General features: G+C 73.1%; 10 protein-coding genes. 6 read left to right on the top strand and 4 right to left on the bottom strand.

The window, feature by feature from the left end:
* Position 1: 1 nt before the first annotated feature.
* The 3 genes from ACFYOU_RS21255 to ACFYOU_RS21245 are packed head-to-tail and all read right to left on the bottom strand — an operon-like array spanning position 2 to position 3,429.
* Positions 2–745: a methyltransferase domain-containing protein gene (locus tag ACFYOU_RS21255; RefSeq protein ID WP_391307535.1), complete on the bottom strand. Its 744-nt coding sequence runs from the start codon at positions 743–745 to the stop codon at positions 2–4.
* Positions 742–1,761 (bottom strand): sulfotransferase, encoded by a 1,020-nt coding sequence (locus ACFYOU_RS21250; RefSeq protein WP_391307533.1) that lies wholly within the window; start codon positions 1,759–1,761, stop codon positions 742–744. The genes ACFYOU_RS21255 and ACFYOU_RS21250 overlap by 4 nt, the downstream gene beginning before the upstream one ends.
* 3 nt (positions 1,762–1,764) lie before the next feature.
* A complete protein-coding gene (locus tag ACFYOU_RS21245) occupies positions 1,765–3,429 on the bottom strand; it encodes a radical SAM protein (protein ID WP_391307531.1) in 1,665 nt (554 codons plus the stop codon).
* A gap of 177 nt (positions 3,430–3,606) precedes the next feature.
* Here ACFYOU_RS21245 and ACFYOU_RS21240 point away from each other — a divergent pair, with 177 nt between their 5' ends.
* Both ACFYOU_RS21240 and ACFYOU_RS21235 read left to right on the top strand, forming a co-directional pair.
* Complete coding sequence (locus ACFYOU_RS21240; protein ID WP_389763541.1) at positions 3,607–4,761, top strand: sulfatase; 1,155 nt, start codon at positions 3,607–3,609, stop codon at positions 4,759–4,761.
* The gene (locus ACFYOU_RS21235) at positions 4,758–6,113 is read left to right on the top strand and encodes an MFS transporter (RefSeq protein WP_391307528.1); all 1,356 of its coding nucleotides are present in this window, start codon (positions 4,758–4,760) and stop codon (positions 6,111–6,113) included. The genes ACFYOU_RS21240 and ACFYOU_RS21235 overlap by 4 nt, the downstream gene beginning before the upstream one ends.
* On the opposite strand, the gene ACFYOU_RS21230 is transcribed toward ACFYOU_RS21235, so the two are convergent.
* The gene (locus tag ACFYOU_RS21230) at positions 6,021–7,010 is read right to left on the bottom strand and encodes a ParB N-terminal domain-containing protein (RefSeq protein WP_391307527.1); all 990 of its coding nucleotides are present in this window, start codon (positions 7,008–7,010) and stop codon (positions 6,021–6,023) included. The genes ACFYOU_RS21235 and ACFYOU_RS21230 overlap by 93 nt on opposite strands.
* Positions 7,011–7,365: 355 nt before the next feature.
* Between ACFYOU_RS21230 and ACFYOU_RS21225 the strand changes: the two genes are divergently transcribed.
* The 4 genes from ACFYOU_RS21225 to ACFYOU_RS21210 are packed head-to-tail and all read left to right on the top strand — an operon-like array spanning position 7,366 to position 18,204.
* Positions 7,366–9,036 (top strand): amino acid adenylation domain-containing protein, encoded by a 1,671-nt coding sequence (locus tag ACFYOU_RS21225; RefSeq protein ID WP_391307662.1) that lies wholly within the window; start codon positions 7,366–7,368, stop codon positions 9,034–9,036.
* Positions 9,033–10,301: an FAD-dependent oxidoreductase gene (locus ACFYOU_RS21220; protein ID WP_391307525.1), complete on the top strand. Its 1,269-nt coding sequence runs from the start codon at positions 9,033–9,035 to the stop codon at positions 10,299–10,301. The genes ACFYOU_RS21225 and ACFYOU_RS21220 overlap by 4 nt, the downstream gene beginning before the upstream one ends.
* Positions 10,295–10,867: a DUF6875 domain-containing protein gene (locus ACFYOU_RS21215; RefSeq protein ID WP_391307523.1), complete on the top strand. Its 573-nt coding sequence runs from the start codon at positions 10,295–10,297 to the stop codon at positions 10,865–10,867. The genes ACFYOU_RS21220 and ACFYOU_RS21215 overlap by 7 nt, the downstream gene beginning before the upstream one ends.
* Entirely contained in the window at positions 10,864–18,204 is a 7,341-nt protein-coding gene (locus ACFYOU_RS21210) for an amino acid adenylation domain-containing protein (protein WP_391307522.1), read from the top strand. The genes ACFYOU_RS21215 and ACFYOU_RS21210 overlap by 4 nt, the downstream gene beginning before the upstream one ends.
* The last annotated feature ends 1 nt before the right edge of the window (position 18,205 follow it).

The raw sequence follows: 18,205 nt of genomic DNA, 5'->3' as shown, positions 1-18,205 counted from the left end.
GTCAGACCCTCGTTCCCGAGGCGACGACGAACAGCATGTGGTCGGTGATCCGCCCGTCCGCCTCGGCCACCGCGTGCCGTGCCCGGAACGCGGGGGACGCCTTCCGGTAGCGGTCCCGGATGGCCTCCCGCGCGTCCTCGCCGATCGCGCCGTTGTCCGACCACACGTCCACGTCCTCCACCGACACGTACCGCTGCGACCGCACCGGGTCGCAGCCCGCGCCGGAGAGCAGGTCCTCGACGTCGCCGGGCCGGAAGAAGTGCCGCCGGGCCGGGTTGCGCAGCCGCAGGATCTCGAAGTACTCGTCGCGGTCCTCTTCCCCGTAGGCGCACAGATGGGTCAGCACGACCCGCCCACCCGGCCGGGTCACCCGCACCATCTCCCGCACCGCGTCCGGCAGCGTCATGAACTGGATCCCCTGACGGCACACCACGAGGTCGAACGTGCCGTCGTCGAACGGCAGCTCCTCCGCCGGGGCGATCACCAGTTCGTCGAGCACGTCGCGCGCCTGCTCGGCCATCTCCGGCGTGATGTCCACGCCGACCAGCCGCCGCACCCGCCCGGCGAACGACCTCGACACCAGTCCGGTGCCGCACGCCACGTCCAGGACCGCATCGCCCGGCCGGGGCGCGGCCGTGGACAGCACCAGCGTGCCGAGCGCGTCGTCGGTGCACCACGAACTGGACCGGTCGTAGGTGCTCGCGCGGTCGGCGAAGTGCGTGCGGACGCTTCCCGTTTCGTTCATCTGCCCTCTCCTGCCAGGACCGGGGCGCGGCCCGGTGTCGCGCGGCGGCGCAGTCGGCGGACGGTGGCGTCGCGCCGCCAGCGCCGGAAGTGGTTGCGGTCGGTGCGCAGCGATCGCGCCTCCACCGCCAGTCGCATCGCGAAGCCGCGCAGTGCGACGCCGAGCGGACCGGGAGCCGGTTCGTCCAGCGAGGTCTCGTCGAACGGGTAGCCGAGCGTCTCCATCACCCGCGCGGTCACGCTCTCCACCTGCCGGCGCTCCCGGTCGGACAGCCCCCGTCGGTGGGCGCCGATCCGGGCCGTGGTGATCGGGTCGCCCGCCGTGCGCCAGGACGCCGACAGCGACGCGGTCACCCGGGCGTTGCCACTGAGGTGGTGCGCCAGCATCGCGGGTTCGACCGCCTCGCCGAGGAAGTCGCAGATCGCCCGGATCTCCCGGTCGGGCGCGGACACCAGGTCCTCGTACCGCACCAGGTGCACCACGGTCGGCCCCCACCGCTCCAGGGCCGCGCGGGCGAGCTCCTGTTCGGCCGTCCACCGCAGCGCCATGCGGTACGGGTGGCAGTAACCGAACACGGCCCGCTTCGCCGACGCGACCACGTCGCGGGGATCGCGCACCAGCCACAGGAACCGCGCGTGAGGGAGTTCGGCGAGCACCTCGTCGACGTGCTCGACCATGAACGTGCTCTTGCACCCCCACCGGGCGGCGCCCTCCGCGATGCGGTACTGGTCGTAGATCGCCGACACCACCCCGAACAGCGACGGGCCGGCGGCCGCGGTCACCGCGGCCCGGTCGATCGCGTGCGGCCACGGATGGATGTGGTGGCGCAGCAACTTCATCGCGTCGCCCACCATCGCGTCGACGTCACCGTCGTACGGGATGCCGGACAGGTACCGCATGAAGTGCGGCGGGTGCGGGACCGCGATCCGCGCGTGCGCGTCGAGCACCAGCCGCAGCAGGTTCGACCCGGAGCGCTCGGTCCCGATGATCAGGATCGGGCCGTCCTGAGGGGACACCGGTCAGGCCCTGACCGAGAGCTTCTTCGCGCCGCAGTCCATCAGCGTGCTCCCGACCGCGGCCACCTCCGCGTCGGCCACCTGGTCCAAGGTGTACCGCTCGGAACCGGGAACCAGGGGCGCGGCGGCGGAACTCCACTGGGTGCGCCAGCCGGTCCCGGCGTACGACGTCGACCGCTCGGTGCCGTCGGCCGGCTGCGGGTGGAAGTACTGGAAGTGCTCCGGCCAGTGCTGGAAGTCCATCACCGGACCGGGCTGGTAGGCGTCGTACACCCGCTTGTACGCGTCCCGGCACACCCGCTCGGGCAGCCCGCTCACGTTCAGGAACTCGTCCTCGTGCAGCGCCTGTTCGACCGACAGCCAGTTCAGGTGGTCGATCTCGGTGCGGATCATCTTGTTCCGCACCGCGTCCTGGTACACCGTCGTACCGGGCATGGCCGACAGGTACTTCACCCGGGTCACGTGGTTGTACTGCTCGGCGAACTGCACCATGTCCGACAGGGACTCCTCGGTCTCGTTCGGCAGACCGACGATGAGCAGCGAGCCGAACCGCACGCCGCCGTCGAACGTGGTGCGCATCGCGCGGACGGTCAGGTTCTCGCTGCTGCCCTTGCGGGCCTCGCGCAACACCTCGCGGCCCAGCGACTCGACGCCGTACAGGATGATGTCCGCACCCGCGTCCCGCATCGCGTCGATGCGCGGCACGTCCATGTCGGCGCACCGGGTCAGACAGGTCCACCGCAGGTCGTGCTGGGAGATCACGTCGCACATCTCGATGGTCTGGCCGCGGTGCGAGCTGAACGTGAGGTCGACGAAGAAGCAGAACTCCACGCCGTACTGGGTCTTCAGCCAGTCGAGGTCGCGGTCCATCTTCTCCGGCGACTTCGCCCGCACCTGCGGGGTGGTGCGGTAGCAGAACGAACAGTCCATCTTGCAGCCGCGGCTGTAGGAGGAGATCACCTGCGGCTGCATGCCGAGCGGCGACCGCGACTGGGGCCACAGGTCGAGCCGCATCCTGGGCAGCGCGTCGAGGTCCATCATCTGGCCCCGCGGCGGCGTGCGGCGCGCCTTGCCCTTCTCGTCCCGGTAGCAGATGCCCTTGATGGTCGGGAGGTCCTGCTTCCACGAGCCGCGGGCGTAACTCTCCATCAGCTCCAGGATGGTGATCTCGCCCTCGCTGATCACCGCGATGTCGCAGTCGGTGTCCGACATGAACACCGCCGGAACGGAAGTGACCAGCGAGCCGCCGCAGATGATCGGTATCTCCGGGTGCGACTCGCGGACCATCGCCATCAGCGCACGGCAGAACGGGAAGTTGTCCTCGAACGTGCACACACCGAGCACGTCGGTGCCTTCGATGATCTGCTCGTACGCCGCCTGGAGCGGGTTCGGGGTGTAGCGGACGTCGACGATGCGCACCGGGTACCCGGCGTTGTGCAGCACGGTCGAGATGTACGTCGCACCCTCGTAGGGTGAGGTGAGGAAGAACTCCCACCCGCGCGGCATGGTGAACGGCGAGGGCCCGACGATGAGGGTGAACCTCGGCAGCGTGGGATCGACAGGCACCGGTTCGGCGTCCTGGTTGCGCATCTGCTCGATGTAGCGCTGGTCGACGCCGCCGTTCGCGTCGGCGTACAGCTCCAGTGCCAGGGACAACTTGCGCGCCATGTGAATTCTCCCTCGTTTCACGGGGGTGGACGCTCCGCCAGGTGACTGTAATGGCGGGGTGCGCCGTTCGGCACGGGTGTTCATTCACGCCGCACTGTTCGTCCTTGTCGTACGCGGGGAGCCCGTTGTTAGCCTTCGGTCCCGCTGGCGTCGACCGACGAAAACAGAGGAATCCCGGTGACCACACAGCCGAACATCCTGTTCATCTCCCTGGACACCGTGCGCGCCGACGTGGCCTATTCGGGGAAGTACCCCGGCGTGGAGCGGCTGCGCGCGAGCGGGGTCAGCTTCATGCAGGCGATCTCGTCGTGCCCCCTGACGCCGGTCAGCCACGCCACCGTGTTCACCGGGCTCCAACCGCCCCGCCACGGGGTCAGACACCTCTTCCGCGAAGCGCTGGACAAGCAGGTGCCGACGCTGGCGGAGTGCCTGTCGGCGGCCGGGTACACGACCGGCGCGGTGGTGTCCTGCCCCGGCCTGAACCAGTGGTACGGGATCGACCGCGGGTTCGACTTCTACGACGACGAGATCCCGCTGCTGCCGGACGGCCGGGACCCGCTGTCGGTCGGCGACGTGAAGCTGCGCGGGCTGGCGCTCAAGCGCGCGCCGGTGGTGGTCGACCGCGCCACCCGCTGGCTCCAGTCGCTGGACGGCACCGGCCCGTTCTTCCTGTTCGCGCACTTCTTCGACGCCCACTGGCCGTACGAGCCGCCGGAGGACGTCGGCGTCGAGGTGGCGAACCCGTACGAGGGCGAGATCGCCTACACCGACCACTACGTCCAACTGTTGCTGCGCCGCATCGCCGAGATGGGCCACGACGTCGATTCGATGCTGGTGGTGTGCTTCTCCGATCACGGCGAGGACCTGGCCGGGTGGTACCCCAACGACCACGCCGGCGACCTCGGCCACCCGTACGAGGAGGGCCACGGCTGTCTGCTGTTCGACGCGACCCAGCACGTGCCGCTGATCATCAGCGGCCCCGGGGTGCCGGCGGGGATGAGCGTGGACAGCCAGGTGCGGTTGGTCGACATCATGCCGACGGTGCTCGACCACCTCGGGCTGGACCCGCGGTCGTCGGACGGCGCCCCGTTGACCGAGTTCTTCGCGGGCGGCACCGGGGCGTCCCGCGAGGCGTACTCGGAGACCTACTTCCCGCAGGAGCGGGCCGCCGCCTCGGACGACTACCCGGACCTGAAGGCGCTGCACGCGGTGCGGGCGGACGGGCGGAAGGTGATCTGGGAGGCGGACGGGCGGCAGGTGTGGGCCTACGACCTCGCCGCCGACCCCCATGAGCTCGGCGGGCGGGTCCTCGTGTCCGATGAGGACGCGTGAAGACGGGGGCGACCCCGACGCCTCGTTCGGCCCGCCGGGTGCTCGTCGCGAGCACGATCGGCACCGCCATCGAGTGGTACGACTTCTACCTGTACGCGACGGCCTCCGCGTTGGTGTTCGGCCCACTGTTCTTCCCGGGAACGTCGACCGCCGGCGGTGTGCTCGCGTCGTTCGCCACCTACGCGGCCGGGTTCGTCGCGCGCCCGCTGGGCGGCCTGCTGTTCGGCCACTTCGGCGACCGGGTGGGCCGCAAGGCGATGATGGTGTGGACGCTGCTCGTCATGGGCATCGCCACGTTCGGCATCGGCCTGCTGCCCACGTACGACACGGCCGGGGTCCTCGCACCGGTCCTGTTGGTGACGTTGCGCGTCGCGCAGGGCATCGGCATCGGCGGCGAATGGGGAAGCGCGGTGCTGCTCAGCACCGAACACGGCCCGCCCGGACGCCGGGGCTTCTTCAGCAGCTGGCCCGCGATGGGCTTCGCGGTGGCGTTGTTCGGCAGCAACCTGACCTTCGTGCTGATCTCCAAACTGCCCGAGGAGGACTTCCTGACCTGGGGGTGGCGACTGCCGTTCCTGGCATCGAGCGTCCTGGTCGGCATCGGCATCTGGGTCCGGCTGGGGGTCGAGGAGACACCGGAGTTCCTGCGTGCCCGGGCGCAGAACCGCGCCGCCCGGGTGCCGGTGCTCATGGTGCTGCGGCGGTGGCCGCGCCGTGTGGTGATCGGCATCCTCGCTTCGCTCGGCACCGGGTCGGTCATCGCGATGTTCACCGTGTTCCTGGTGGCGCACGCGGCGGAGGCCGGGCCTCAGGTGCGGTCGACCGTGCTGACCGGGCTGATGATCGCGGCCCTGGCCGAGTGCGTGACGCTGCCGGTGTTCGGCGCGCTGTCCGATCGGTACGGCCGCCGGCGGGTCATGGTCTTCGGCTATCTGGTCGCGGTGGTGGCGATGATCCCGGCGGGCGCCTGGCTGTCCTCGGGCGACCCGGTGCTGGTCGCCCTGGTGTTCATCCCCGCGCTGACCCTCGCGCACGGCGCGATCTACGGTGCCCTGGCGGCGTTCCTGGTGGACCTGTTCCCGACCATGGTGCGGTTCTCCGCGATCGCCGTGACCTACCAGGTGGGCGTCACCATCTCCAGCTTCTTGCCGCTGATCGCGGTCGCGATCACCGGCGACTCCTCGACGCTGCTCCCGGTGGTCGCGCTGTTCGCCGTGGTCGAACTGGCGGCGGCGATCGCCGTGGCGTGCGCGCCGGACTCACGCGCTGACGGGGACCTGAGCACGGACCCGGCAGGCGAGCGCCGACCAGTCGGCCGCGCAGTCCAGGGCGAGGTCAGCAACGACCGGTGACCAGCGCTGGGGGACGGCTGCGGCGAGGCGGTCCCACTGTGCGGCGTCGAGGGTGTTGGCGTCGAGCAGCCGCAGGAGCGCGCGGCCGATCTCGGAGAACCGCAACGACGGATCGGTGCGCAGCGAGAGCAGGAAGCGGCCCCGTTCGGCGCGGGGCGTGCTGTGGGCGCCGGTGTCACCGCCGGTGTTGTCGCCCGGTGCGTTCTTTTCCGCGCGCTGTCCTGCGGAAAGGCGATGCCGCGACGGAATGGGATCCTCGCCGCGGCGCATTCTTTCCCGGACATCCCGGGCAGTGCCGACCGATATTCCAGCGATCCGGGCGATCTCCCGCAAGGAGAGATCCGGGTTTTTCATAATCGCCTGACTCGCCATCGTGCGTCCGTGAGAGGCATCGAGCGGTCGCACTTTCCCATCGCGGCCGAGGCGGGCGTTCAACTGAGTCATTTCCCCGGTTGAACCCTGCCGGATCGCGGCCACCGTCTTGGTGGACACCCCGGCCGTCGACGCGATCAGACGGTCCGATAAGTGCGGGTGCGACGAGAGGATCCGGGAGGCGGCGGCGGTGCGGTCGGCCAGCGTCAACGGCAACCCCTGGGTCACGTTGATGCTCACGGCCAACACGAACGCGTCCTCCTCGGTGCCGTCGACGAACCGCACCCCGATGGTGGCGTCCCCGCGCAGTTTGGCCGCGCGCAGACGGTGCACGCCGTCGATCACCTGCATGGTCGGCCGGTGCACGAGGATCGGCGGGAGGTCGTCCGGACACTGCGCGAGCGCGCTGACGTGGTCGGGACAGGAGCCGGCGACCCGCACGAGGCGCGTTTCGGCCACCTGGTCGACCGGCACGAACGTCGGTGACGTGTCCCTCGATCGCGTACCCGGCGATGTCCCGATCATCCGAACTCCTCCAGCTGGGCCAACCCATTTCCGGGCACGACGTGGGCACGCTCGGCAGCGTGTGACTGATGAGATCTCGGGAAGCGGCTACAAGATACTGGCCAGGCCATGGAACCGAACAGACCGGCGGGACAGGATTTTTGTTAGCAAGTTCTCACGCACGTTCTCACAATTGCCGCTGTGGTCGGCGCATCGGAGGAACGCCGATGTAAGCACCTCGTCGACCTCGTTGACACCGATCCGCGTCATGGGACAGAGTTCCCCTCGTTCCCCTAATTGATTTCCGTGGGTCACGGAGTGTGAAACCGCAGTGGACGCGCGATTAGAAAAGGTGAATCCCTTACCGGTCGAGACGATGGTGGGGATGTTCCGGCGCCAGGTCGCCCGGGCCCCGGAGTCGATCGCGGTGGTCACCGCTGACGACACGCTCTCCTACGGTGAGCTCGACGCCCGCGCCCGGGCGGTGGCGGGCGGGCTGCGCGACCGTGGGGTCGGCCCTGACGACGTCGTCGCCGTCGCGATCCCGCGCGGCGCGGACATGGTGGTGGCCGTCGTCGCCGTGCTCGCCGCGGGAGCCGCGTACCTGCCGGTCGACCCCGCCCAACCGCCGGACCGGCTGCTCGCCGTGCTCGGCGACGCCCGGCCCGCCCTGGTGCTGACGCCGGGGGAGCTGCGGGCGCTGGAGGCCGCGGCGGTGTCCGCCGCCCCGGTGACGGATCCCGATCCGGCGTGCGCCGCCTACGTCATCTACACCTCCGGCTCGACCGGAAAGCCCAAGGGCGTGGTCGTTCCCCATGCGGGGATCGCCCCTCTCGTCGCGGCGCAGCGGGAACGTTTCGGTGCCGGACCGGGCGCCCGGGTGTTGCAGTACGCCTCGGTCGGCTTCGACGTGGCCGTCGCCGACCTGTGCATGGCGCTGCTCACCGGGGCCACCCTCGTCCTCGCGCCGCCCGAGGGCCTTCCGCCGGGTGAACCGTTCGCCCGGTTCGTCGCCGAACACGGCGTCACCCATGTGTGCATGCCGCCGAGCGCGCTCGCCGCCCAGCCGGACCTGGCGCTGCCTTCGGTCGCCTGCCTGATCGTCGCGGGGGAGGCACCGGGCCCGGACCTCGTCGCCCGTTGGTCCGCCGGCCGCCGGATGATCAATGCCTACGGCCCGACCGAGACGACCGCGTGCGCCACCATGAGCGCGCCGCTCACCGGCGGCCCGGTGGTGCCGATCGGGGCGGCGGTCCCCGGCACCGCACTACGGGTGCTGGACGAGAAGTGCGCCCCGGCCGCCGAGGGCGAGCTGTACATCGGCGGCGCCGGGGTCGCGCGCGGCTATCTGGGCCGCCCGGGGCCGACCGCGCAGCGGTTCGTCGCCGACCCGTGGGGTCCGCCCGGGGCGCGCATGTTCCGCACCGGCGACCTGGTCCGCGTGCTGCCGGACGGTGACCTGCTGTTCCTCGGCCGGGCCGACGACCAGGTGAAGATCCGCGGCCACCGGGTCGAACCGGCCGAGGTGGAGGCCGCGCTCGGCGCCCACCCGGCGGTGGCACGGGCGGCGGTCGTCGCCCACCCCGGACCGCTCGGCGCCTATCTGGTGGGCTACGTGGTGCCGCGCGGGGCGAGCGTGCCGGACCTGCGCGCGCACCTCGCCGAACGGCTGCCGGCCCACCTCGTCCCGGACCTGATCGAGGTGGTCGCGCACTTCCCGTTGACCCCCAACGGAAAACTGGACCGGGCCGCGTTCGCCGAGCCCGCGCCGCGGGCGTCGGGCGCGCTCGTCGACGACCTCGCCCGGTTGTTCGCCGAGGTGCTGTCGGCGGACGCGGTCCAGCCGGACGACGACTTCTTCGCCCTCGGCGGCACCTCGCTCATGGCCACCGCGCTGGTCAGCCGGATCCGGGTCGAACTGGCCGTGGAGGCATCCGTGGCCACCGTGTTCGACGCCTCCACCCCCGCCGATCTCGCTGAAGTCCTGTCCCCGACGGACGCGGTGGCCCCGGTGGCCCCGGTGGGCTCGGCCGGGGGCCGGACATGAACGTCGTCATCGTCGGGGCGGGCATGGCCGGAACGATGCTGGCGATCCGGCTGGCCCGCCGCGGCCACCGGGTGGACGTGGTGGAGCGGCGCGCCGACCCGCGCGGCACGAACGGCCCGGAGGCCGCGTCGATCAGCGTCGGGCTGTCCGAACGCGGGCGGGCGGCGCTGCGCGACATCGGCCTCCTGGAGGAGGCCCTGGCCACGGCGGTTCCCATGCGCGGGCGGATCGTCCACCACGGCGGCCGGGTCACCTACCAGCCCTACGGCGCGGACGACACCGAGGTGCTGCACGCGGTCCGCCGCCACGACCTCAACATCGCCCTGCTCGACGCCGCCGCATCGCTCCCCCGGGTGCGGCTGTGGTTCGGGCACCGGGTCACCGGCCTGACCGGTACCGAGGTGCGCACCCCGACCCGGACGTTCCCGGCTGATCTCGTCGTGGGCGCGGACGGCGCGTACTCGACCGTGCGCACGCATCTGCACCGCCGGGTGCGCGCCGAGTTCCACCAGACGCACCTGGACTGGGGCTACCGGGAGTTCACCATCCCGGCCGTCGACCGACCGGAGGCGTTGCACGTGTGGCCGAGCAGCCGCGGACTGGTGGTGGCGCACCCCAACCCGGACGGATCGCTGACCGGCACCGTGTTCCTGCCGTTCGACGGCGACACCGGGTTCTCGGGGCTGCGCGACCCGGCGCGGGCCGGAGCGTTCCTGGCCGAGGAGTTCGGCGACCTGACCGATCTGGTGCCGGACCTGGTCACGCAGTTCCTCGCGCACGAGCCGGGCAGCCTGGTGTCGGTGCGCACCGCGCCGTGGCAGCACGACCGCGTCGTCCTCGTCGGTGACGCCGCACACGCCGTGTTCCCGTTCTACGGCCAGGGGATGAACGCCGCGTTCGAGGACTGCGCGGTGCTCGACGCGTGTCTCGCCGAGCACGCCCCGGGCGAGGCGCTCGCCGCGTTCGAGGCCCGCCGCCGCCCGCACACCGACGTGCTCGCCGAGTTGTCCGCGCAGAACTTCGTGGAACTGCGCGACCGGGTGCGCTCACCGGTGTTCCTGGCCCGCAAGCGGATCGACTTCGCGCTCGGCCGCCTGGTACCGGGGTGGCGGACGCTGTACGCGATGATCAGCCACAGCAGCCTCCCGTACGGCGACGCACTCGCCCGGGCCCGCCGCCAGGACCGCCTCCTCGGTGGCCTCGCCGCGCTCGGCACGGTCACGTTGCTCGCTGCGGCGCGGTGGAAGCGGAGCGGGACATGCTGAGCCACCCGGAAGGCGACGTCGCGCTGTTCGAGCCGGACCACCCGGACCTGCCCGCCGCCGGCGAGGTGGTGCTGGCGTGGGCGCGGTCCTACCTGTGCCGACCGCACCCCGATCTGGGGCGGAGCGGCGACGTCTGCCCGTACACGGCCGTCTCGCTGGAACGGGGCGGGTTCTTCCTCGCCGTACACCCCGGACGGCCGGACCTGCCGGCGGTGATGACCGCCTACCGCGACTGGTTCCCCGACCTGCCGCCGCGTGAGGGGCCGCAGGCCCGGTACCGGACGGTCCTGGTGGTGCTGCCGGACGTCACGCCCGAGGAGATCGACCGCACGCAGCGGGAGCTGAAGCCCGGCTTCGTGGAACGCGGCCTGATGGTCGGTGAGTTCCACCCGGGACCGCCGCCCGCGCGCGGTCTGTGGAACGCGGACTTCCGGCCGATGCGCAGCCCGCTGCCGTTGCTTGCGGTGCGGCACATGGTGGCCGCCGACGCGCCGTTCCTGCGGGCGGACCCGGAACACCTGGCCGCGTACCGGCGCCGGTTCGGAGATAGGGGAGCCTACCGATGACGGTCCCGCTCCCGCCCGGGGCCCGGCGCCTGTGGTTCCTCGAAGCGTTCGCCGATGGCGCACCCCTGCACAACAACCCGGCGGTGTTCCGGTTGGCCGGCCCCGTGTCGGTGGACGCGCTCCGGCGCGCGGCGGACCTGGTGCTCGCCCGGCACCCGGTGCTGCGCACCACCCTCGACGAGGTCGACGGCGAGCCGGTGGGACGGGTGGGCCCGGTGGGCGCGGCGGACGTCGTGGTCCGGACGGTGCCAGCCACAGGGACTTCCACAGCCGCAGCCGCAGCGACAGCCACAGCCACTGACGCAGACGCTGCCGCTGAAGCGTTCGCGGCGCAGGCCGCACGGGAGCCGTTCGACCTGCGCACCGGGCCGCTGTTCCGGATCCGGCTGGGCCGGATCACGCCGACCGACCACGTACTGGTGATCAACACGCACCACGCGGTCGTCGACGGTGCGTCCCTGTCGGTGCTGTGCCGGGAGATCAGTGCCCTGTACGCCGACCCCGCCCGGCCGCTGCCGGATCCTGGAGCGCCGCCGGACGCCATCGACGAGGACCCCTCCCGCCGGGTGGCCGATCTGGACGGTGTGCCGGACCTGCTCACCCTGCCCACCGACCGGCCCCGTCCGCGGATGCGCGCCTTCCGGGGGGAGTTGCGCCGCCACGCCGTCCCCGCGGGGCTCACCGCGCGGGTCGACGCGCTCGCCCGCGCCACCCGCGCCACCCGGTTCGTCGTGCTCCAGGCCGCGTACGCCGCCACGTTGGGCACGACGGCGGGTCAGGACGACGTCGTGGTCGCCACCCTGTGGTCCGGGCGGCCGGGGCCGGAGTTCGACGGCGTCGTCGGAATGTTCGTGAACCCGGTGCCGTTGCGGGTGGGGATCGGCGGCGATCCGACCTTCCGCGAGCTGGTGGCCAGGGCCCGCCGCGCGGTCGCGGCGGGACTGGGCGGCGCGGCAGTCCCGTTCGACCGGATCGTCGAGGCGGTCGGCGCCTCCCGCGACCCGAGCCACGCGCCGCTGTGCCAGGCGCACCTCGTGATGCAGGACCCGCCCGAGGTGGTCCTCCCCGGCGTGCGGGCCGACCGGATGCTGCCGGACACGGGCACGGCCGACGTCGACCTCACCGTGATGGTGGAGTCCGGCGGCACGGAGATGGCCGTGGTCACCGAGCACGACACGGACCTGTTCGACGGGGCGACGGTCGACGGTGTCGCCGGGCGGCTGCTGGCCTTGCTGGACCGTGCGTGCACCGACCCCGACCGCCGGTTGTCGGCGTTGACGGCGGGCCCTTCGACGGTGGCCGCTCCGGTCGCCGGGCCGACCGGTGCTCCGGCGCCGTCGACCGTGCTGGAGCTGGTCCGGTTCGACGCGGACGGCCTCGCGGTGGGCGGGGTGTCCTACGCCGAGTTGGACCGCCGTTCGGCGGCGCTGGCCTCGGTGCTGCGGGCGAAGGGCGCCGGGCCGGAGGCGTGGGTCGCGGTGGACCTGCCGCGCGGTACGGACCTGGTGGTGGCCGTCCTCGGGATCTGGCGGGCAGGCGCGGTGTACGTGCCGGTGGAACCGTCGTGGCCCGAGCCCAGGCGCCGGGCCGTCACCGGGGCCGCCCGCGTGGTGCTGACCGAGATCCCGGACCTGCCGGAGGAGTTCGAGCGCGTCGATCCGCGCATCGCACCCGAGTCACTGGCGTACGTGCTCCACACGTCCGGATCGACCGGCCGCCCGAAGGCGGTGGGCGTGCCGCACCGCGCGCTGGCCGGGATGCTGGCCCGGTCGACGGCGTTGGTGGGGCTGCGCGCCGGGGACGCGGTGGCGGCCATGACCTCCCCGGCGTTCGACATCTCGGTGTGGGAACTGGTGGGGCCGCTGACGGTGGGCGCCCGGGTGGTGGCGGTCCCGCCGGAGGTCGTGGTGGACGGTCCCGCGCTGGCGCGGCGGCTGAGGGCCGAGGCGGTCACGGTCGTCCAGGTCACCCCGTCGGTGTGGGCGGTGCTGGTGGCGGCCGGGGGCGTGCCGGAGTGCGTGCGGGTCCGGGTGTCGATCGGGGAGGTGCTGACGCCGGAGCTGGCCGGGTCGCTGGGCGGGGCCGAGCTGTGGAACACGTACGGCCCGACCGAGACGACGATCTGGTCGACCGCCGAACGGGTGCACCGAGGCGGCCGGTTCGGCATCGGCGACCCGCTCGACGGCGTGGCCGGGTACCTGCTGAACGCGGGCCTGCGACCGGTTGACGACGACGTGGTCGGCGAGGTGTACCTGGGGGGTTTCCCGCTGGCGCGCGGCTATCTCGGCGCGCCCGGCCGGACCGCGACGAGGTTCGTCGCCGACCCGTTCTCGCCGGTCCCCGGTGCGCGCATGTACGCGACGGGCGACCTGGCGCGGCGCCGGCCGAGCGGTGTCGTGGAGTTCGTCGGGCGGGTGGACGCGCAGCTCAAGGTGCGTGGCCACCGGGTGGAACCGGGCGAGGTGGAAGCGGCGCTGCGGGCGGACCCGGAGGTCGCCGACGCCCGCGTGGCCGGTGACGGTGACCGACTGGTGGCCTATGTGATCTGGGCTGCCGGGCAGGCCCGTTGGCCCGGGGTGCGGGAGCGGCTGGGCCGTGTCCTTCCCGCCTACCTGGTGCCGTCGGCAGTGGTGTCCGTGGACGCGTTCCCGCTGACCAGCTCCGGAAAGTTGAACGTCCGCGCGCTGCCCCCGCCGGCGGAGGAGACCGCCGCCGCTGATCCCCACCCGGGTCTGGAGACCACGATCGCGGAGGTCTTCGCAGGTCTGCTGGCCCGCCCGGTGCAGCGCGACGACGACTTCTTCCTGTCCGGCGGCCACTCCCTGGCGGCAGCGAAGGCCGTCGCCAAGATCCGGGCGTCGGTCGGCGTGGAGGTGACGATCAGAACCCTGTTCGCCCACCCCACCGTCGCCGCCCTGGCCGCCGCGATCGAAGCCGGCCGGAGCCAACCCGACACCCCGCAGCCCCCGCAGCCCCCGCAGACCCCGGAGAGCCCGGAGACGGTGCCCGCTCCACCGGGACGGCTGTCCGGCCCGCAGCACGGACTGTGGATCATCCACCAGGCGGGCCAGGACGACGGCGCCTACGTCGTGCACGCCGCGTTCCGGTTGCAGGGTGCGCTCGACGAGGCGGACCTGCGCGCCGGGTTCGCCCACACCCTGGCCACCCATCCCGTCCTGCGATCGGCGGTCGTCGGCCCCGACGACGCCCCGCAGCTGAGCGCGGCGCCCTACACCGACGCGCTGTTGGCGAGGGCCTGGCGCACCACCGACCTGAGCGCCCACGCGGACCCGTGGCCGGAGGCCGAACGCCTGGCCGCCCGGGACGCCGACCGCCCCTTCGACCTGACCCGGCGCCCGTTGGTGCGGGCCCACCTGATCAGAACCTCCCCCTCGACCCATCTCCTGACGATCACCGCTCACCACCTCATCTGCGACGACACGTCGATGTCGATCCTGCTGACGACCCTGACCACCGTGCATCCGGCCTCCTCGCCCCGGTCCGGTGCCACGGACGTCCCGGCGCCGGGGGCCGCGCTCCACACGAAGGCCCGCGCACCGGGACCACCGGTCACCGCGCCGGCAGCCGTGGGTCCACGGCAACGGACCATCGAGTTCTGGGCGGAAACCCTCCGCGACGCCCCGCCTGTCTCCGGACCCTCGCCGGACCACCCGTACGGCACGGCCCCGACCCCCGCAGCGGGCGGATCGCCGCATTCGGAATCCGGCCCGGGCCCGGCTCACGCCCGCGGCGGGGGCGCCGGTCCCGGTGCCACCCACCGGTTCACCGTGCCGGCCGGGCTCGCCCGCCGCTTCGCCACCTGGTGCCGGGGCGAGCGGGCCACCGCCTTCGCCGGTCTCCTCGCCGTCTTCGCCCTCGTCTCCGCCACCCGGGACGGTGGTGACGACCTCGTCGTCGGCGCCCCCGTCAGCACCCGCCCGGCCGGGTGGGACGACGCGATCGGCATGTTCGTCACGACCCTCCCGCTCCGGCTCCGCACGGACCGTCGAGCCACCCCCCGCGACCTGCTCGCCGACGCCACCGGGGTGGTGGCCGATGCGATGGACCACGCCGACGTCTCCCTGGCCGACATCCTCACCACGGTCCCCGCCCCACGGGACGACCACCCCCTCTTCCGGACGATGCTGGTCCTCAACCGCGAGACGGCCCCCGTCACCTTCACCGGCCTGACCACCACCCCGCTGCCGGTCGACCGCGCCACCAGCCGTTTCGACCTCACCCTCCACATCAGGGAACGCGCGGGCGACTGGCCCGCCCTCATCGACTACCGCACCGACCGGTACGAGGCGGACACGATCACCGGGATCGCCGACCAGGTGCTGGCGGTCATGGAGGCCGTGGTCCGCCACCCCGGTCGTCCCCTGTCCCACCTGGACCTGTTGTCCCCGGCCGACAGTGCCGTCCACGCCGCCCTCCACACCCGGTCCGGTCCGACCTCCCCCGCCGGACCGGACACCCGCCCGGCCGCCAGGACCGTGGTGGACCTGATCACGGCCCGCGCCGCCCGGACCCCTGACGCCACCGCCGTCCTTGACCTCGCCGCCGCTCCCCTCACCTACCGCGACCTGGACCGCAGGTCCTCAGCCGTCGCCCGCCACCTGCGCGGGGCCGGCATCCGCAGCGAGGACCCGGTCGCGATCACCATCCCGTCCAGCGCCGACGCGATCGTCGCGATCCTCGGCGTGCTCAAGGCGGGCGGCTGTTTCGTCCCCGTCGACCCCGCCCAGCCGCCCTCCCGCCAACACGCCCTGATCACCGCCAGTGGTGCGAGGACGGTCCTGACCCGCGACGCCCTCCCCACCACCGGCCACCACGAACCCGTGCCCCTCCACCCGTCCCAACTCGCCTACGTCGTCCACACCTCCGGCTCCACCGGCGCACCCAAGGGCGTCGAGGTGCAGCACGACACCCTCCTCAACCTCACCGCCGCGTTCATCGCCGAACACGGCCTCACCGCCGCGCACCGCCTCCTGATGGTCCCGCCCCCGCACTTCGACGCCGCGTTCGGCGACGTCTTCCCGGTCCTCGCGGTCGGGGCCACCCTGGTCATCCACCCCGACCCGGGCAGTCTCACGGGACCGGACCTCCTCAAGCTCTGCGTAGAGCACCGCCTGTCCGCGGTGGACACGGCGGCTCCCCTCTGGCAGCGCTGGGTGGCCGATCTCGCCGGGGAACGTCTCCCGTTGGAGTTCATGACGGTCGGCGGCGACATCGTCCCGGCGGCGACCGTCCGCGCGTGGGCGGAGCACGGCATCCCCCTCCACAACCACTACGGCCCGACGGAAGCCACCGTCTGCGCGACCAGCCACCGCACCGTCGACGGCCGTGAGCACCCCACCCGCCTGCCGATCGGCCGCCCGCTGCCGAACGTCCGCGTCCACCTCCTCGACCGGGCCCTGCGCCGGGTGCCCGTCGGCGTGGTCGGCGAGGTCTACATCGGAGGCACGGCGCCCGCCCGGGGGTACCGGGGGAACCCGGTCGCGACCGCCGCGGCGTTCTTCGCCGACCCGTACGGCGCCCGCCCCGGCGCCCGGATGTACCGGACCGGCGACCTCGCGCGGCTGAACCGGCACGGCACGCTCGAATTCGTCGGCCGGGCCGACGACCAGGTCAAGATCCGCGGCAACCGGGTGGAGCCGGGGGAGGTGGCGGCCGTGCTCGCCGCGCACCCGGCCGTCGCGGAGGCCGTGGTGGTCGCCAGGGGCGACCGGCTCATCGGCTACGTCGGCGCCCCGACCTCGACCGCGCCCACCTCGACCGCGCCCGATCCGGCCACCCCCGACCCGCGGGTAGCCGTCCCGGACGTTCCCGGCCTGCGCGCCTTCTGCGCCGACCGCCTGCCCGCGCACCTCGTGCCGGACACCGTGGTCGTGCTCGACGCCCTGCCCACCACGAGCACCGGCAAGGTCGACAACGCCGCCCTCCCCGAACCCCCCACCCGCCCCCGCGCCCCGGCCGATCCGCCCCGGACCGCCACCGAACGGGCCGTCGCCGCCATCTGGGCCACCGTTCTCGACCAGCCCGACGTGGACCGCACCGCGGACTTCTTCGCCATCGGCGGGCACTCGCTCATCGCCGCCCACGTCCTCGCCGCCGTCCGCGACCGCCTCGGCGTCACGGTGCCGATGCGCACCCTGTTCACCGCCCCCACCGTGGCGGCGTTCGCAGCAGCCGTCGACGACGGCGCCCCGGCGGACCTGCCCACGGTCGACCGGTTGCGCGCCGACGCCGTCCCCCCACCCGACATCCGTCTCCGCACCGTGCGCCCACCCGGCGTCCCCCCGGCCGGCACGCCGCGCCGGATCCTGCTCACCGGCGCCACCGGCTTCCTCGGCCGCCACCTCCTCGACCAGCTCCTGACCCGGACCGACGCCCGGATCCACTGCCTCGTCCGCCAGGGCTCGATCGACCGGCTGCCGGTCACCGACCGCGTGGTCCCGGTCCCCGGCGACCTGTCCGCACCCGGTCTCGGTCTGTCCACGGCGGACCACGCGACCCTCACGACCGTGGACGCGATCTACCACAACGCCGCCGTGCCGCACTTCGCCGCGCCCTACGACGCCCTCAAACCCGCCCACGTCGACGCCACCGCCGCGATCCTGCGCCTGGCCGGCGACAGCGGGGCCCCGCTGCACCTGATCTCCACCCTCGGCGTCTTCCTCGGTGACGCCTACGACGACCGCGTCGTCACCGAAGCCGACGCCCCCACCGACCCGAGCGGCCTCAGCAGCGGCTACGACCTCAGCAAATGGGTGGCCGACGCGATGGCCGCCGCCGCCCGCGGCCACGGCCTGCCCGTTTCGATCCACCGCATCGCGGCCATCGTCGGCGCCACCGCCACCGGCGCCGCCGACCCGCGCTCCGCCTTCAGCCGCTGGCTCACCGGATGCGTCGCCGCGGGCGCCGTCCCGGACACCGCCGAGGTGCTGGACATGGTGCCCGTGGACACGGTGGCCGCGGCGGTCGTCGCCCTCTCCCTGGCCCCGGAGCACCGCTGCCGGGACCACCACTACCACGGTGACGGCGGCCTCACCCGGGCCGCCCTCGCCGCCGCCCTCACCTCGGCCGGTCACCCGACCGAGGTGGTGCCGTACCACCGATGGCGGGAGCGGATGCTCGCCGACCCGGCCGGGCCCTTCGCCCCGCTCGCCTTCTCCCTGCCCGAACGCCCCCGCCCGCACCCGCGGTTCGACTGCTCCCGCACCTGGGCCGCCGCGGCCGGGGCGGGGGTGGGGTTCCCCCCGGCCGACGAGCGAATGCTGCGCAGGCACCTGGACTTCCTCACGGGTGCCGGCGCGCTTTCCGGAAGTGGATGAT

Source organism: Streptomyces sp. NPDC005955 (assembly GCF_042871255.1).
Taxonomy (GTDB): Bacteria; Actinomycetota; Actinomycetes; order Streptomycetales; family Streptomycetaceae; genus Streptomyces.
The sequence above is the reverse complement of the archived record's forward strand: the minus strand, read 5'-3'. Positions and strand labels throughout refer to the sequence as shown.

Bases quoted from the DNA above. Each gene is read 5' to 3' on its own strand.
- ACFYOU_RS21255 (WP_391307535.1), bottom strand. From the start codon at position 745: ATGAACGAAACGGGAAGCGTCCGCACGCACTTCGCCGACCGCGCGAGC.
- ACFYOU_RS21245 (WP_391307531.1), bottom strand. From the start codon at position 3,429: ATGGCGCGCAAGTTGTCCCTGGCACTGGAGCTGTACGCCGACGCGAAC.
- ACFYOU_RS21230 (WP_391307527.1), bottom strand. From the start codon at position 7,010: ATGATCGGGACATCGCCGGGTACGCGATCGAGGGACACGTCACCGACG.
- ACFYOU_RS21225 (WP_391307662.1), top strand. From the start codon at position 7,366: ATGGTGGGGATGTTCCGGCGCCAGGTCGCCCGGGCCCCGGAGTCGATC.
- ACFYOU_RS21220 (WP_391307525.1), top strand. From the start codon at position 9,033: ATGAACGTCGTCATCGTCGGGGCGGGCATGGCCGGAACGATGCTGGCG.
- ACFYOU_RS21215 (WP_391307523.1), top strand. From the start codon at position 10,295: ATGCTGAGCCACCCGGAAGGCGACGTCGCGCTGTTCGAGCCGGACCAC.
- ACFYOU_RS21210 (WP_391307522.1), top strand. From the start codon at position 10,864: ATGACGGTCCCGCTCCCGCCCGGGGCCCGGCGCCTGTGGTTCCTCGAA.